Here is a 17,232-nt window from a genome sequence, read left to right as displayed (position 1 = left end):
ATCAGAAGATGATCGAAAAGTATATTCGTGATCAAGAAATAGAAGATAGACTGAGTGATAGTATAAGTAAAAAAGAGTATATTGATCCCTTTGCAAAATAGGTAAAGGGAGTTTGCGGTTGGCAGTCCATTAAAAAAAGCCCCTTTAAGGGGCTCGCAGTAACAAGCCCTTCTAGGGCTGACCGTAAAGCCACCAGCTACGCTGGTGGATATTTACTGATTATTTTTTGATGATGAGGTTTAAGGCTTGTTCGATTTTTTCAGTCTGTTGGCTGGCATCTTGATCAGGATTTTCTAGACAGGATTTCAAATTTTCCGCGACTATCACGCCCATAATCCGGTCGATACTTGAACGGATGGCACTGAGTTGGGTGACAATAGCGAGACATTCTTGATCTTCTTCAATCATTTTTTGCACACCACGGATTTGGCCTTCGGACCGTTTTAAACGGTTGAGGATTTTTTGTTTTTGTTCAGCTGAGGCTTTCAAAGAATCACTCCTTTTTATATTTGTTTGAATGAGGCTGCACGATAGGTTTTGTAGCCGCCGTCAAGATTTTTGACAGTGAAGCCATAGGCCGTCAGAATCCGGCTAGCTTGATAGCCTCGTAAACCAACTTGGCAATAGACATAGATTGGTTGATCGGATGGAAGCTCAGCTAAGCGCTGACGTAACTGCCCTAAAGGTATTTGATAGAATTTGGCTAAATGCCCATTGGCTAATTCGCTTTCTTCGCGAACATCCAAGAAGAAAGCGCCTTGTTCAAGAAGGGAATCGACTTCATGCCATTGAATGGTTTCAACTCGATGATGGAGTAGGTTATCGGCGATGTAACCTAGATGATTGACTGGATCTTTGGCGCTGGCATATGGAGGGGCATAGGCCACTTCGATGCCAGCTAATTCAGGGGCTTTTGCACCAAAGTGAATGGCTGTTGCCAGAATATCAATCCGCTTGTCAACTCCTTGGCTGCCGACAGCTTGAGCACCTAGAATTCGACCGTCTTGACCGAAGATCAGCTTCAGATGCATGGGGCTAGCTCCAGGGTAATAACCAGCATGAGAACTTGGATGAGTATGGATAACGTGATAAGGAATGTGACGATCTTGTAACTGACGTTCATTTAGGCCAGTCGAAGCGACGCTTAGTGAGAAAATTTTGGCAATAGAAGTGCCTAAACTACCGGGATGCTTAATCGGAAGACCATTAAGGTGATCGGCTAGAAGACGAGCTTGGCGGTTGGCTGGCCAAGCCAAGGGAATATGACTAGCTTGACCGTCGATGGATGAAGGGACTTCAATTACATCGCCAATTGCATAGATGTCTTGGGCGCTTGTCTGGAAGTTGCTGTCGACTTTGATGGCACCTTTGACGCCTAATTCTAGCCCAGCTTCTTTGGCTAGAGTACTTTCAGGAAGGACGCCAATGGAAAGGATAATCAAGTCAGTCGCTAGCTTTGTACCAGAATTTAAATGAAGGAGATGCCCGTCTTGTTCGATGCGGTTTAGGCCGTCGTGAAGGTGCAAGCCAACCCCTTGTTGTTGTAAATGAGCATGTATTTCTTGAGCCATTTCAAAATCGAGATTGGGCATGACCTGAGGAGCCATTTCGACTAAATCGACTTGCAGACCTAACTCAGTCAAGTTTTCGACCATTTCTAAACCGATAAAGCCGCCACCAATCACGGCCACGCGTTTAACCTCATTCTTAGTCAAGTAGGCTTTAATCGCATCCATATCAGGAACATTGCGTAAGGTAAAGAGGTTCTGTGCCTGTTCGATGCCCGGAATCGGCGGGATGATAGCTTTAGCACCTGTGGAAATAATCAATTTATCAAAGTTTTCTTGATAGTCTTGGTTCTTGACAAGGTCACGAATGACAACGGTGTGGCCATGGGGATCAATACTCTCCACCCGGGATTGAAGGCGGATGTCGAGGTTATATTTTGCTTTCATACCCGGGGCGGTTTGTAGCAAAAGTTTCTGTCGTTCAGCAATGCTACCGCCAATATGGTAAGGTAATCCGCAGTTAGCAAAGGAAATGTAGTCTCCTTGTTCGACTACGATAATTTCGTCTTTTTCGTTTAAACGGCGTAGGCGAGTAGCCACGGTAGCTCCGCCGGCGACTCCACCAATGATAAGTATTTTCATGATTGTCTCCTTATGTATAAAGTTAATCTAATTTTTATTATACCCATAGGGGTATGCGGGGTCAATTGAAAGAGCATTTGTTAGTCAGGTAGACAAATAGCCAAAGATATATGAGAGCATTATGAGAAAGCGCCTTCAAAGATAGGCTGATTCATTAAAATAGCTTGCTTTCATCATTATATATAAAGGTGATTAATAGGGGCTTATTCGATTATTTTTTCGATTTTATTAAATTAGTAATAACTTCTTTATTATAATTTAATTAAAAGCTAGCTATTATTAGGCTGAAGTGCTACTATTGAGTTAAATAAAGCGCTTACTAAACTATCTTTTAGGAGGAATTTTCTTGTTAGGAAAGAATAATATGAGCGAGATGACTCGTCGCATGGCTAATCGCAAAGATAGCTACACAATTAAACGTTTAGGCGTTGGTGTATTATCTGTTGTGTCTGGAACTGTTTTATTCTTCGGTGCTAATCAAGTTGCTCAAGCACAAGAAACAACGACTGTGGCACCAGTGGTGGAAACAACGACTGTAGCTGAAACAACAACTGCGCCTGTTGCTGCTGAAACAACAACGGTGGCGCCTGAAACAACGACTGAAAATACGGTCGGTAATGACGCTACTTTGAAAGAAATGGATCTTAACTTAGTAGAAGACGAAACATTTGGTGAAGAAGCAGCTGAACACATCGAAGTATTATCAAAAGAAATTGGCTCTCGTGTTGTTGGATCGCAAGGAGAAGCGGCTGCTCGTCAATATATTATCGATGAATTAAGATCTTATGGTTACGATCCTGAGTTACAAGAATTCTCATTTACTAATAAAAAAGGTGAAAGTTTTACTACAAGCAATATTATTGCCTACAAAGCGGGTCAAGTGGCTCGTGAAGTAGTCGTGGGTGCTCACTATGACTCAGTAAATAAAGGTGGCTCTCTTGGTGCAGATGATAATGCTTCGGGTGTTGGGGTAACTTTAGAAATGGCTCGTCGTTTGATGGAAGTCGACACTAAATACTCCTTGAAATTTGTATTCTTCGGAGCAGAAGAAATGGGTCTTCAAGGATCTAAAGCTTATGTTAAGAATATGACCGAAGAAGAAATTGCTAATACAGCAGCTATGGTTAACCTAGACTCCCTCATTGCTGGTGACAAAATGTATATCCATGCTGGTCTAGGTGGCGAACATTGGGTAAGAGACCAAGCTTTCGATATCGCAGATGAATTAGGTATCGAAGGTATGGAACCAAACCCTGGTAAGAATCCTGAATATCCTTATGGTGAAACGGGTGACTGGTCTGACCATGCACCATTTAACGAAGTAGGCATTCCAATTGTTTACTTCGAAGGAACAAACTGGGATATTGCTGAATTAGACGGTTACGACCAAACTGAAAAATATGGTCCAATCTTCCATACTGGTATGGATAATTTAGACTTTATCACCAAAGAATTTGGTAGCCGTGCTCAAGACCACTTACATGCCTTCTCTGCTGATTTATACAACTTATTAATTAACATGACAGCTCCAGAAGACTTAGAAGAATTCCAAGCTATCGATGCAGAAGCAGCTGAAGAAGAAGATAAAGTAGGTGGCGAAGGTAAAGTCATTGAAAAATCAGAAGATAAAGCTAAAGAAACGCTACCTGCAACGGGTGAAGAAGCAGTTAGCCCAGTTTTAGTGGCTGCTTTAACCACTTTAGGTTTTGGCTTCATCGCTCTTTCAAAGAAAAAATAATCTAATTTAATCTCACAAACCCCAAAAGCCTCCTTCACCCGAAGGAGGCTATTTTTATGTGAAACAAAGTATAAATTTCTAATTATCTTTTTATATTTTCTTAAATGCTCGTAAAGCCTTATTCTATGTGCTTTCGAGTATTTTTACTGTAGGAAGATACTTCACGTTTCTTTGCATATTTCCTCATGTCTTAGCTGTCAGAAGTGGTAAATAAGTAGTAAATTCATTTGTACTACTAAGCAACAAGACGCTCCTGTTGCTTCTCTTTATTCAAGCGTTTCATTTCTGCCATTGCAGAATCGAATGTTGCATGTGCGTAATAGTTCAGCGTCATGGCTATATTAGCATGTCCCATAATGTACTGTAATGCCTTTGGATTCATTCCTGCATTTGCATAGTTGGTACAGAATGTATGTCGCAAACTATGTGGAGTGATGTGTGGCAATTTATCCTCGTTATACTTATTGTATTTCTTAACAAGACCTTTCATCATGCCGTTGTAATCACTTGCCACTTTTGGATAGTTCTTTCTATTAAGAAAGAGGAAATCACTATATCCATCAATCTCAACACGCTTATCATTCTTTCGATTCGCTAACACTCGCTTAAATGCTTGATAGGCTTCTTCAACCATAGGAACTTGACGTTCGCCACTTTTGGTCTTTGGTGTTTCAATGTAGTACCCAATTTCAGTATCTCTCAATAGCTGATGGTCTATATTGACAAGACGATTCTCAAAATCTAAATCTGGAAGTGTCAAACCACCAAACTCTGAAATACGAAGACCTGTTTTTAAGAGTATCAGAATTTCATCATAATTTTTGCTGTAGGTTTTATCAGCTTTTGCAAAGGCTAACAGTTTTTCTTCCTGTTCTTCTGTTAGTACGGTCTTAGGGACAGTATCATCATCAAGAACTGCTTTCAGTTGAAAGTCAAATGGATTCTTCCGAACACAATCATCTTGTATAGCAATATAGAATGAAGCCTTTAAAGAACGTTTGTAGTTATTGATGGTTTGATAAGCATAACCATTTTCACTCATTCTAATAGCCCATTCTTTAGCGTCTGATGGCTTAATACTGTCAATACTTCTTACACCTAACTTGTCTTTCTTCAAAATATCCATAAGATATTTGCGTCCAGTTTCAGTGTTTTTTCTAACCTTTGGTCTTTGAGCGTTCTGTTTTGCGTAAAGCTGGCAGAGTGTCATTTTCTTTCCTACAACATCAATACCATCATGAATGTCTTTCTGTAACTCTGCGATTTTCTCTCTAAGTGAGATACAATCACGCTTTCCTGCTGGTACTCGGTCTGTAGCCACAAGTTTCCACGAGTAAACAAATTGCGGTTCTCCAAATGAATCTATATATTTGTATAAGTATCTTCCGTCTTTTCGTTGGCTCTCTCCAGTCTTTAAGATTCGACCTTTATTGTCACGTCTTTTTTCTGACATGGCATTTGCTCCTTTCCTTTATGGAAAGAGCCTTGATACGACTTAATACTATTTTATCATATACAAGACCCTTTGGCGACGCTAGATTGCGTCCAATGTATCTATAATTTTTTCAAATTGTTTTCGTTTAATCTGAATACGATTGCCATTCATAATCAGCCAATTTGCATTTTTATTTTCCTCTGCCAAGCGTCGTAGCTTGTTTTCGCCAATACGAAAATATTTTGACGCTTCTTCAATGGTTAGGGTATAACGTTCCCAAATAGGAATGTCAGTCTGCTTCATAAAATCCTCCTTTCCAAATCACTTATTTGGATTTCATAAAAGTTGTTTTACCAGCAATCGAACAGCTTTAGCAAAGCTCACGGGAGTTCCACCCCTGCATGGTTCTCATGTAGCCATACTCATTGCCTGCGACGGTTTTATCACGCTCGGACTATTGACTGTATGGGAGTATCATTATCACGATAAGAATGTCGTTGCAGGCAATCCTGCTAAAGATTGCTTCTCGGATCACTAACATGAATCGCTCGCTATCTTTATAAGATAGGTCATGGCGGTTAGTTCCGTTGGCTCTTTTCTTATCGAAACGTATTCGATTACTTTTATTCAGTTTTCAAAGAACAATGGCTCGTTAGCCTATCAAAACACATTGAAAGCTCAATATGCTTTGGTGGAATAACAAACCTCCCTGTTCGGGAAGCGTGGAATGGTTTAGCACGCTTCCACGAAAGGAGAGAGGATATTACTTAATTTCAAATGACAAAATCTTTGTAATCAGTCTGGTTTCCATTCTTCCACGTAAGACTTCATCAACGACCATACTTTGATTGCCATATTCATCTTTCATAAGTCGTAGGGAACGCTTCGTTATGTACCCTCTGTAATGATGTAGAATCTGGTTAATCGCTTCGGTATCGCCATCTGTTGCCTTTACAATGAGAGGAAAGGGAATCATAGGATATTGTGTTTTCATTCTTCAAATTCCTCCATAAACTTTTTAATTAAGGCTAGTCCACTGGTTCTATGCCGATAGACAGTAGAACGGTTCAATTTCAACAGGTCTGCAATTTCTGAATCGCTCATGTCCATAAAGTAAAACAGCAGTAGAATTTCACGTTTCTTGTCTGGCAACTCACGTAATGCTTCACTCAACAAATCATTTTCAACGCCTACTGATAACCCATTGAGTGTAAAAATCTGAAAGTCAGTTGAATAGTTATCTGTTGTCGCAAACTGGCTAACAAGATAATCGCCAACATCCGAAAAGGACACCTCACGCTTTGCAATCCTTGAAAGATAAAGCATATAATTCTTTCGCTCGTCTTCCATAGCACGTTTACAGATATAGTCAAACTGATTTTCTATTGTGGTCTGAAAAGAAGATGGTTTCATGTTTCTCACCCCCTTTCTGTCTAGGAAAGGAAGTGAGCCTTGCTCGTTTATCTCCTTTCACTCTTAGTCCCAATGTGAAAGGGGGATTTGTTGCATTACTGATAAATAAACTTTGTAAAAAAGTTCTGAATAGCCAAAAAAGCATATAAACAGATTTATTTCTCTGTTTACATGCTTCTGTTATTCTATCTATATGATTTATAAAACCACATTGGTGGACGTACTTATCTATTGCAGATAGACGACTTTTTTTGACAAGAACCCAATGTAAGGAAATTTATTGTATATGATGTACTTCATGGCGACGTTGACCTCCAACAAACCGCCATTTGGAAGTAATATACAATATTTTAACAGCGTAAATAGCACTACCATATAACGGTTTTTTTTATTGGCGTTTAGTAGTGCTTTTTATTAAATATAAACCTATAAACCATATAACACGTTTTTCTATACCTGTTTTTAATTCAGTAGGAACAATAAAATGTATAGAGGTGGTCTACTATGCGTAAAAAAGAAGATAAATATGATTTTAGAGCCTTTGGTTTAGCCATTAAAGAAGCTCGATTGAAACGAGGTTTAACTCGTGAACAAGTGGGAGCATTGATTGAAATTGACCCACGGTACTTAACTAATATTGAAAATAAAGGGCAACACCCCAGCATACAAGTTCTTTATGACCTTGTATCGTTACTTCATGTTTCCGTTGATGAATTTTTCTTACCTGCTAATAACTTGGTAAAAAGCACCCGACGATTACAGATAGAGAAATACATGGATAGCTTTACAGACAAAGAACTATCCTTAATGGAATCTTTAGCCAGCGGTATCAACGAAGCAAGAAACATCGAAGACTAATTAAAAGAATCCATACATAACGGAAAGAGCCGATAAAATGAGATTGTATTAATCTCATTTTATCGGCTCTGCGTCTTTGCGTCTGGCTCTGTAATCACAGTTACTTTGAACTGCTTTATTTCAATTAAATTTTCTTGTCTGCATTTCGGACAATAGAGGGGGAATTTTTTTAATTCAGTATCTTCCCTTATCTTTAATCGTGTTTTATTTCCACATACAGGACACAATATCCACTTGTAGTTTATAATAACTATCTCCTCCTTTACACTTTAATTCAAATCTTTATTAAAAAATATTTCATCTTATTTAACAAGAAACCATATTTATATAACAACATAAAATACACTAAGTTATTTTATTGAACATATATCGTACTTTATCTATCCGACTATTTGGACGACGGGGCTGGCAAACAGGTTCACCGGTAGTAACATGGTACCCTTTTAACTCTGTTAAACAAACACTACGTCCATTTGTAAAGAAAGTTAAATCACTACGATATTCTTGAATACACCGAGCAGGGATTTCTCCACTAAGAATGACCTCATTATTTTTCAATTGAGTGTCTACGATGTTCGCACAATATTTAGGAGCATCGTTGTATGCTCGTGAAAGATATTCCTGTGGCGCATAAATTTTAAAACTAAGATATGGCTCTAACAATTCTGTTCCAGCTTTTTTTAAGATTTGTTCCAATACAATAGGAGCAAGCATCCGAAAATCTGCTGGGGTACTAACAGGGCTATAGTATAAGCCATACTTAAAACAGATTTTACAATCCGTCACATTCCAACCATATAATCCTTGTTCGCAACCATAGCGTATCCCTTCCATAACTGCATTTTGAAATGATTGATTTAAGTATCCAAGAGAAACCGAGCTCTCATACTGCATTCCACTTCCCAACGGAAGCGGTGATACAGATAAACCAATGGAAGCCCAGAAAGGATTTGGCGGCACTTCGATGTGAATGGTATATTCTGCATTTTTTAACGGTCTCTCCATATAAATGACTGTAGGCTCTTTTAGTTCTATCTCCACATGATACTTTTCTTGCAACAGTGCACTAATCACTTCCATTTGTACTTTCCCTAAGAAAGAAAGTATAATTTCATGTGTCGTAGAATCCACGTAATATCGTAGAAGCGGATCACTATCTGAGATTTCCAAAAGGGCATCAAGCAACATTTCTCTCTGTTCAGGTTTACTCGGTTCAACAGTTGTTTGTAGTAGAGGGTGCGGATTTTCAATCTTTTTTCTCTGTGGCAATAGTTTTGTATCTCCAAGAACACTATTTAACTTCAAAAACTCATTTTGCAAAATAACAATTTCTCCAGAATAAGCTCTATCAATCTTACATAATTCACCATTTATTGAAGTATACATTTCTGTAACTTTTATTTTTTCTTTTTCTGATACTCTAACCGAATCTCGTAAATGTAGTACTCCACTATAAAGGCGTATATATGCAAGACGTTGTCTTTTTTTTGTATATTCAATTTTGAAAACATTTCCGCAAAGTTCAGACGGACCTCGATGTGTTGATGAATAAAATTTATTCGTAATCACTTCTATAAGGTTATCAATCCCTATATTGTTTTTTGCACTTCCGTGATAAACAGGGAACAGGGAACAATTATGAAATCTTATGCTTTCCTCTTGTTCGAGTTCCAATGCTTCTAATGATTTACCGGACATATATTTCTCTAAAAGGTCATCGTTTCCCTCTATTACCGTATCCCATTGTTCAGATTCGGTAAAGTTCGTCACACACATATTAGGATACAGTTCTACCTTCTGTTTGATTACAATTTCGGCAGAAAGTTTCTCTTTAATATCCTGATAAACCGTTGATAAATCAATTCCATTTTGGTCAATCTTATTGATAAAAAAGATTGTGGGAATCCCCATTTTCCTAAGTGCATGAAATAATATACGAGTTTGTGCTTGTACGCCATCTTTTGCAGAAATCAGTAGAATTGCCCCATCTAAAACTGATAATGAACGATATACTTCTGCTAAGAAATCCATATGTCCTGGCGTGTCTATGATGTTCACCTTCGTATTTTCCCACTGAAAAGAGGTTATTCCTGTCTGAATTGTAATTCCTCTCTGACGTTCTAAAAGCGTATTATCCGTCCTCGTTGTACCTTTGTCCACGCTTCCTAATTCTGTAATCGCTCCACTGTTATATAATAAGCTTTCTGTTAAGGTAGTTTTTCCTGCATCAACATGAGCTAAAACTCCAATATTAATAATTTTCATGTGATTTTCCTCCATTCAAAAACCCAAAAGGGCATAAAAATCCCAGTGATAAATACTTTTATCACTGGGATTTTTATGCATAACCATAGGTATACAAAGCATACAGATATTCTCTGGATACTTTAGAATCACATGATAAAGGTATTCTTAAACTGGGTACAAAAAACTAAGCCCTCCTAAAAAAGGACATCTAATTATTTGTTCCCGCTATCAAATTGACAGTTTATTTAAGAATACCTTGCCGCATATTTATTAACTCCTTTTAAATAGTCACTTAAATAATAGCACGTAAGAGCATATTTGTAAAGGAATCTCCAATTTTTTATCAAAAAGAGTACATGATTACAAAGTATCTGTAATCATGTACCAATATTTGTTATTTTACAATCTTCCAATTACTCCCGTTCTTTTCAAGTACCAAATCAAATTGAGATACCTGCGTTGCTTTGGTCTGCTGGTCGATATACTCCACTGTCAGCGATACCGTGACTTGATTATCCTTACGATTGTGAATAGGATTTACCAGTTCTTGAAAGATGTACTCTTTTCCGATTGGTTTTAATATCCCGTCATTCACATAGTAGGAAAGTTCACTGGCTGTCGCTGTAGGATAGAGCTTGAAGAACGTCGTTAAAAACTCATTGATTTCATTGGTTGTAATGGAATCAACCGTCCCCTCACTTTCAATGGCTTTTGGTTTATAACTTGATTTCTTAGGTATGTTGGTAATGGTCGGATTCTTAACCAGTACCATATTTCCAGAACCATCTACATAGACACTCACTATATAAGCAGAGTGGACGGTCTTTGTATTTTCTCCCTCTGTAATGAGCTGGTCTACACTGTAGGTTACATTAAACTCATTGTCGCCAGTTGGCTCTACCGTCCATATCTGAAATCCTCTTACAGAAGACGATACAGGAATATCTTTGCGTACTGTATCAACATTGAGAGCTTGAAGTTCATCTGTCAGATAGCCTTTTAGACTTTCCATTCGATTATCAATGGACTTATCGGATTGCTCCCATGAATAGTAGACTTTCGCAAAGTTCTCTACAAAATTTTCTACATGATGAGTATCAACGTATTCCTTTTCTATGATAGTTGTTTCGTGAATAGTATGAGTATCTATAGCTGTAAAGTGCTTGAATATCGCAAAGCTGAAACTAAGCCCTAAAAGTACCCACAAGGCAATCACAACCTTTTTATGAGGATTGACCTTATAGACACGAGGTTTCTTTTCCTTTGGTATCTGTTTTTCTTTATTCTGATTTTTTCTAAATTTCATCATTAAATCTTCCTTTCTCATTGTTTGATTCGTCCTGCTCCCACTAAATGCTGTTGCCAGTAGGGGCTTGTTAAGTCGGCATAACCGATTGGGTCGCCTGCATGAAACATACGGTTATTGCCAAGGTATATCCCAACATGAGTAATATAAGAGCCAGCGTTATAGGTAGAATGAAAGAAAACCAAATCGCCAGCTTGTGCTTCCGATAGTGGGATATGCTGGGTCACATCATATTGCTGTTGTGCGGTTCGTGGTAAGTTAATTCCAGCTTTTCCATACGTCCATTGTGTCAGTCCGCTACAATCAAAAGAAGTAGTCGGGGAAGCTCCACCGTAAACGTATCGCCAGCCCTCATATTTCAGTGCTTCGTCCATGATGGCTTGTACCGTATCATCATCAAACTCTGTTGTGACAAGATACTGCGTTACCAGTTGCACATAAAACATATTGCCATAGTTGTATCGCCAGCCCCCATTGATAGGTATGGCTATGGGATTGGGGTAAGACACTTTTTCGCCACCTGAATACTCTTTTGAGAAACTTTGAGCCAGTTCAAAGGTATATTTATTTCCACGATTAGCCACATACCCTAAGAAACCACCACCATAATTGTAGGACTGGATAACCGATTCTAAATCTACACTGAGCCTTTCGCTACTGGCTAATAATTCACTGAAATACTTCACACCTTGCTTAATGGATTCTTCTGTACTCAATGAATTAGGTGGAAGACCGAGGGATTCCGAGGACTGCATAACATCTTCCGCAGTACCGCCCGATTCCACCTGTATAATCGCAAGAAGTATGTTGACATATTCTTCAACGCCATATTCTTTGGCATATTTTTCTACCATAGGCTTATGAGCCAGCACTTCTGCGGAAACATTCACACCTCCATAATGAATATTGGAAATTCCGCTGTCCTGTTCATCTGAAAATAAAATGGCAACAAACAGAAGCAGTGAGAAGACCATCAAGAATAATCCAGAACCACCAATCACTAAAGTTTTCAACTTCATGGTTTCTTACCGACTTTCTTAATGGTGGCGGTTTTGATTGGTGGTCTACTTCTTGTATTTTGTAGTGGTACTCTTTGAACAGTAGACGGACGTTCTTTTGTGATTGGACGTTGTGAAGTTCTATCTGCTGTAGTGGTTGAAGTTGCTGGCTTTTGAACGGTTTTTTCTTGAACGGTATTGCCTTGGCGTTCCACTTTTGGACTTGAAAAATCGGACTTAACTGCTGGACGCTCTTGTTTGGCTTGTTGAGATTCCTTATATGAAGTCTGAATATTAGACTGTTTTGAGGTCTGTTCATCATGATATTGTTCTTGTCTTGTAGTCGGTCTTTCATGAACAGAAGAAGCAGGCTGTTTTTTCTGTTTGACCTGTTCCATTTCAGAGCGACGCTTCGCAATGGTTTTTCGCCTTTGTTCCTGCTGTTCCTTGCGTCCACTGGCTCTGTCCGCTTTGGTTTGAGAAATACTACTGGTTAAATCACGGACATTCTCTTTTACTTTGGATTTTCCTTGATATACTGCATATCTTGCATTGGTCGGCAAATCTTTAACCTGTTCTTTCAAACCACTAGCAGTGTCTACCATTCTGTCTTTGGTATCAGCTACTGTACCGATGGTTTGACCGATACGTTTTCCAAGTGTTGATTTTTCCTTTCCGTCTGGTCGGGAGTGATCTGCTTGTGTCCTTGCAGAACTCCCCGAACCCGACTGTCCTTTTTTACCTGTAACAATGGCAGACCCAGCCCCTAGAGTAGTCATGGAACGTCCAAGTTTCCGCTGTAGACGGTGCATGTGAGCGTGCATAAGCATACGAGGTTTTCTCATCACACGACTTCCCACACTTTGAGAATCGTTACTCTGTAGAGAAAACATACTCATTAAATCGCCCAGCTTGAAGTAGATTCCTGCAAAGGTCACAATCTGTAGAAAAGCAATCAAAAAGAACGGATAACCAGCCGATAAGGTATAGAGCATGGTTGAAATACTAAATGCTGTCGTAATAATCAATGTGATTCCAGCTCGTGTCAAAATGGTATTAAAGAGCTTTGTTATGGCTCGTTTTGACATACCATCAAATGATGGAATCATGCTTAAAATAAAGCTCACAGGCAGAAACATAGCATAGATGATAAAAAGTACCTGCGAGAAAATCATGATTCCTGTTAATAGGAATACAAATATGGAAATCCCAATATTGAAGACAAATAGGAAGAAGACTGTACCTAAACGGTTAATGGTCTTTGTAATGGTTAGATTGGTATTGCTTCTGTCTTCAATTTCTTCCGCAACAATTTTTTCTCTGTCTTCGCCATTGTTGGAATCTGGGCTGGTGGAGAGCAGGCTTTCCACACGGTCAATACCGATACTTTCAATGTCTGAACTGTTGTATTGAAGCAGTAGCCACGGTTGCTGAACCTGTATGGAAAACAGGCTATCTCTGATTAAGTCCACGCTGTCCTTGCCTTGACTATCGGAATGGGGCATGACAATCTTCGTGCCAAGTGATAAACTGGCATTACTGATGTCTGATGAAAAGTCATTGATTTTTTTAATGTAGTCGGGAGCGTAGGCAATAAAGGAAGCCGATAGGATAAACACCAGCACAAAATTCATAATGGCATGAATTGCCTTTGTGGTTTCTCTCTTTATCAGTCCCGTATAGGCAACATAAACCCCAAGAACCAAAATCAAGAGTAAGAGGAATCCAACATAGAAACCCTCTGTTGAAAATCCGTTTGCACTCACACCAGCTAAGGTCTGCATATTCTTACCAATGGAATCTGCTGTAGCGGAAATGAAGTCTAAGGAATAGGCTTCCTGTACTAAGTAACCTGTCGCATTGGAAACATACAAACTGATTGTCCAAATAAAATTGGTAATGGCATATAGTCCATACATGACCTGTTTTCCAATCCCGTCCGACCAGTTCCACGGAAGCCAGCCCCAGCTATTATCCACATAAAAATCCAGTTGATAGTTTTCAAGTGGGTATCGGCTGTATTCATTTGCCACATTGACCGTATCATCTACCAAGCCCGCAGCTTGAACCACCGTTCCCAGCATGGCTAAAAGAAAAATGGCAATCACAAGTGTGAAAGCCACTGTCATTGCCACTTTACCTAGACGTTTCAGCGTCCAGTTTGATTTTATTCTGTTTACTATTGATGGTTTCACATTTACACCTCTTTTCGCACAGGTGGTCTGGTATCAAAGGCATGGAGCAGTTCTTCAAATACAGGGTGGAACTGTATCACACCGACACGACCATATAAATCACTGATAAGGCATTGCCCGTTTTCCAAATCACGCAATCGCTTCTGATTGTTTTCGTCCTCTGGGTCTACACCAAAAAAGGCTAAGGTCTTTTTAATCTCGTTAAGGTCAGTGGAACGAAATGCAAATTTTAAGCCGAGGTTATTTTTCAGTTTTTCATCTAAGAGGTCGTCTGTATTTTGGGTCACGAAATATACCCCAGCGTTCATAGCACGACCAGCCCGAACCAGCTTCATAGATAGTGTTTTTCCTTGTGCTACCTGTAAAAAGCTCCATGCTTCGTCTAAATCTACAATCTTGAAAATGCTTCGGTCTGTATGGATAAAGTCTAAAGCAAAGGTACTAATGACAATCAGCATAGCAACGGATAAAAGCTCCATAGTGGTATATTCCTCAAAGGAAGTTTCCTTGTCGGGAAGTACCAAGTCCGCAACCTGTATAATGTTCAGTTGTTTTTCTAAGCTGATAGACTGCTCCACATAACCATTACTGAATAATAAATGTGCAAAGTCATAGTCTGTAAAACTTTCGATATGGTCGGCTATACTGGTACTTAGTGGCGTATTCTCAACCCGTAATTCCTCAATCACTTTCATCAACCCTCGTACTTCACTATTGGTTACTGCACGAATGGCTTTTCTAAGGATTGGGAAGCGTTCCCCATCACGAGAGGAAATCCCCGTAAGGAATGTCAGAATATCAATAGCCAGTGATTCAGAATCTTTGGGATTTTTCATAATCACATAAGGGTCAAGTAAGCCTTTGTTTTTCTCATCAGAAGTCAGAGTGACGATATTGATTTCATGGGAAATCTCTGGCAAGGTTTCTTTCCATCTGCCACGTTCTGCTTTTGGGTCTACAATCACTGCTTGTGCCCCATAAAGCACCGCATAATAGACGATAAGGTTATTCGCAAAGGATTTACCACCACCCAGCGAACCAACAAAAGCCGACGCTAACGCATTGGTTACTGAACCCTTAACCCCTTGACTGGCAAGAGCAGGTTTCAGATAGACATTGCGTCCAGTATCTAAGCTGTAGCCAACATAAATCCCCTCATTTTCCCCCAGCATTTGAGTAGCACCAAAACCTAAACCAGCGAGGAAATCAGAGGTCACGTATTGAATATAATCATTCATATAACGCTTGCTGGCAGGTAAAAATTCTTCATGTAAGCCGAGCATATCCCCAAATGGTCGTACCAGTTTTACGCTTAAATCGTCATAAAAATCTTTCACTTCATTACAACGACGTTTGAGTTCGTCAAGATCATTTGCTGATACCCTTACCACATAAGACAGCTTGTACATAGATTCCTTGCTTTGGTCTAAATTGGTTTCCAGCTCATTCACACTTTCCAGAGCTTCCGCCACATTGGAGCTGGTTTCATTATCACTTTGCCAAGCGTGGTTATCCAAGTCTTTCAGTTCTTTCTTTTTATTGCGGACAGTAGATAGGGCTTTACGATTCGCTACAATTTCCACATTCATTGACGTATCAATCGGGAATGTAAATTGCTGTTGCTGGTAGTAGAAGATTTCAGAGGACGGGAAGTCCAGTTCTCCGACAATGCTGTTAATGGTAAAGTAAGCTACATAGACGGTTTCATCTTCCTGCTGGATTTTCAAATATCGCTGTTTTTCTTCCACCAAACAGCGAGTAGGCTTAATCAAGTCATAGTATTTAATCAGCGTTTCATTATCCAGCTTTTTCTTTGATAGATGGTACTCATACTCTTCATAGGCAGTGCCTGTCTGTCCGTAAAGGTGTTCAATCAGATAGCCGAAGTCGTCCTTATCTAACCTGCGGATTTTGAAACGACGAGAGATTTTATTTTCTAAGAGCTTTTCCATCTTCTGAAAACGCAGGATTTCATCATTACTCATACTAACAAAATCGCCCATCAGCTTATGGTTCACATCATAGACAAAATCAGACAAAGCATTTTTTGCTTCAACGGTAAGACTTTTCATAGAAAACTCCTGATCGTTGAGAAGCAACTTAAAGCCGATAAAGAAACGGTAGTTCACTTGATTTTCGCCAATCATGGATATTAAAGCGTCTGTCTGTTGGTCGATTTTGTCATAGGCAACCGCTTTGAGCTTGCCAGTGACTTCATTTTTGGAACGCTCTTGTGCAGAACGTATGCTGGATTCTGTACTGATTTGTAAAGCATGAATTTTGCCATCACGATTTTGTGCGATAAGCTGTCTGAAAGAATCATGCACTTGTATTTTCTGTTCTGGACTTAGAAATGAGTAATTGTAAGGAACAAGCTCATAGTAAGCATAACATTCCCCGTCTTTATTCCAGACGAGATTGTTTTCAATGTATTTAATTGGATATGCCATAAAATTCACTCCTAACTGCTGTAATGGCTTCTTGTGGCTGGTTTCTGCCAAGCGTTACTTTTTTTCCTGCATAGGTCAGCTTTGGTCGCAGTGCATAAGCAATGACAGACTTCAAAAATCCATAAGGCTTTTTACCATCAAAAGTTTTTGTAGACATAAACCATGTGAAAGCCACAGGAATCCCAAAGTATTTGAGAAATGCTCCCTCTATCATGGAAAGAGGGGGCAAGTTGCCAAGTATCATCACTGCAAAGAGTGACACGACAAACCATGTCATTTGCGTAAAGGTTATGGGAAACGGAAGTCTAAAATCATTGATAGAATACAGTACCTTTTCCACAGACCAGATACTGGTATAGCTTCGTATTTTCTTCATGTAATCAATCCTTTCATAAAAAATAGGGGTAGCTGATTGAGCCACCCCGTAAAATAGAAAATCTGC

The 17,232-nt window shown here is 39.3% G+C and carries 15 protein-coding genes and 1 pseudogene; 2 read left to right on the top strand and 14 right to left on the bottom strand.

Annotation, left to right across the window (positions count from 1 at the left end; genetic code table 11):
* Positions 1-219: 219 nt before the first annotated feature.
* Complete coding sequence (locus EIH20_RS08185) at positions 220-489, bottom strand: metal-sensitive transcriptional regulator (protein ID WP_124059558.1); 270 nt, start codon at positions 487-489, stop codon at positions 220-222.
* A 14-nt stretch (positions 490-503) separates the two neighbouring features.
* Positions 504-2,150, bottom strand: a complete 1,647-nt coding sequence (locus EIH20_RS08180) for an FAD-dependent oxidoreductase (protein WP_124059556.1) — start codon at positions 2,148-2,150, stop codon at positions 504-506.
* A gap of 346 nt (positions 2,151-2,496) precedes the next feature.
* On the opposite strand from EIH20_RS08180, the gene EIH20_RS08175 reads away from it, so the two are divergent.
* Positions 2,497-3,888: a M20/M25/M40 family metallo-hydrolase gene (locus EIH20_RS08175; RefSeq protein ID WP_124059554.1), complete on the top strand. Its 1,392-nt coding sequence runs from the start codon at positions 2,497-2,499 to the stop codon at positions 3,886-3,888.
* A 235-nt stretch (positions 3,889-4,123) separates the two neighbouring features.
* On the opposite strand, the gene EIH20_RS08170 is transcribed toward EIH20_RS08175, so the two are convergent.
* The 4 genes from EIH20_RS08170 to EIH20_RS08150 all read right to left on the bottom strand — a co-directional run bounded on the left by EIH20_RS08170 (position 4,124) and on the right by EIH20_RS08150 (position 6,736).
* On the bottom strand, positions 4,124-5,341 hold the full coding sequence (locus EIH20_RS08170) for a tyrosine-type recombinase/integrase (protein WP_001291561.1): 1,218 nt from the start codon (positions 5,339-5,341) through the stop codon (positions 4,124-4,126).
* Between the two features lie 81 nt (positions 5,342-5,422).
* Positions 5,423-5,626 (bottom strand): excisionase, encoded by a 204-nt coding sequence (locus tag EIH20_RS08165; protein ID WP_000814511.1) that lies wholly within the window; start codon positions 5,624-5,626, stop codon positions 5,423-5,425.
* Positions 5,627-6,086: 460 nt separating this feature from the next.
* A complete protein-coding gene (locus EIH20_RS08155) occupies positions 6,087-6,317 on the bottom strand; it encodes a helix-turn-helix domain-containing protein (protein ID WP_000857133.1) in 231 nt (76 codons plus the stop codon).
* Positions 6,314-6,736, bottom strand: coding sequence for a sigma-70 family RNA polymerase sigma factor (locus EIH20_RS08150; RefSeq protein WP_000804885.1), 423 nt, complete (start codon positions 6,734-6,736; stop codon positions 6,314-6,316). The genes EIH20_RS08155 and EIH20_RS08150 overlap by 4 nt, the downstream gene beginning before the upstream one ends.
* A gap of 504 nt (positions 6,737-7,240) precedes the next feature.
* Between EIH20_RS08150 and EIH20_RS08140 the strand changes: the two genes are divergently transcribed.
* A complete protein-coding gene (locus EIH20_RS08140) occupies positions 7,241-7,594 on the top strand; it encodes a helix-turn-helix transcriptional regulator (RefSeq protein WP_001227347.1) in 354 nt (117 codons plus the stop codon).
* Positions 7,595-7,653: 59 nt separating this feature from the next.
* Here the strand turns inward: EIH20_RS08140 and EIH20_RS08135 are convergent, their stop codons facing one another.
* The 8 genes and pseudogenes from EIH20_RS08135 to EIH20_RS08095 form a co-directional block, all read right to left on the bottom strand.
* Entirely contained in the window at positions 7,654-7,821 is a 168-nt protein-coding gene (locus tag EIH20_RS08135; protein ID WP_000336323.1) for a cysteine-rich KTR domain-containing protein, read from the bottom strand.
* 118 nt (positions 7,822-7,939) lie between these two features.
* Positions 7,940-9,859, bottom strand: coding sequence for a tetracycline resistance ribosomal protection protein Tet(M) (gene tet(M), locus EIH20_RS08130; RefSeq protein ID WP_041981115.1), 1,920 nt, complete (start codon positions 9,857-9,859; stop codon positions 7,940-7,942).
* A gap of 15 nt (positions 9,860-9,874) precedes the next feature.
* Positions 9,875-9,922, bottom strand: a pseudogene (locus tag EIH20_RS08765) (hypothetical protein); the annotation flags it as partial.
* 313 nt (positions 9,923-10,235) lie between these two features.
* On the bottom strand, positions 10,236-11,168 hold the full coding sequence (locus tag EIH20_RS08115; protein ID WP_001224319.1) for a conjugal transfer protein: 933 nt from the start codon (positions 11,166-11,168) through the stop codon (positions 10,236-10,238).
* Positions 11,165-12,166, bottom strand: a complete 1,002-nt coding sequence (locus EIH20_RS08110) for a bifunctional lytic transglycosylase/C40 family peptidase (protein ID WP_000769868.1) — start codon at positions 12,164-12,166, stop codon at positions 11,165-11,167. The genes EIH20_RS08115 and EIH20_RS08110 overlap by 4 nt, the downstream gene beginning before the upstream one ends.
* The gene (locus EIH20_RS08105) at positions 12,163-14,340 is read right to left on the bottom strand and encodes a CD3337/EF1877 family mobilome membrane protein (protein WP_000804748.1); all 2,178 of its coding nucleotides are present in this window, start codon (positions 14,338-14,340) and stop codon (positions 12,163-12,165) included. Before EIH20_RS08105 ends, EIH20_RS08110 begins: the two co-directional genes overlap by 4 nt.
* 2 nt (positions 14,341-14,342) lie before the next feature.
* Positions 14,343-16,790, bottom strand: a complete 2,448-nt coding sequence (tcpF, locus tag EIH20_RS08100) for a conjugal transfer ATPase TcpF (RefSeq protein ID WP_000331160.1) — start codon at positions 16,788-16,790, stop codon at positions 14,343-14,345.
* Positions 16,774-17,166: a conjugal transfer protein gene (locus tag EIH20_RS08095; protein ID WP_000723888.1), complete on the bottom strand. Its 393-nt coding sequence runs from the start codon at positions 17,164-17,166 to the stop codon at positions 16,774-16,776. Before EIH20_RS08095 ends, tcpF begins: the two co-directional genes overlap by 17 nt.
* Between the last annotated feature and the right edge of the window lie 66 nt (positions 17,167-17,232).

The organism is Vaginisenegalia massiliensis, from assembly GCF_900604935.1.
Classification (GTDB): domain Bacteria; phylum Bacillota; class Bacilli; order Lactobacillales; family Aerococcaceae; genus Vaginisenegalia; species Vaginisenegalia massiliensis.
The sequence above is the reverse complement of the archived record's forward strand: the minus strand, read 5'-3'. Positions and strand labels throughout refer to the sequence as shown.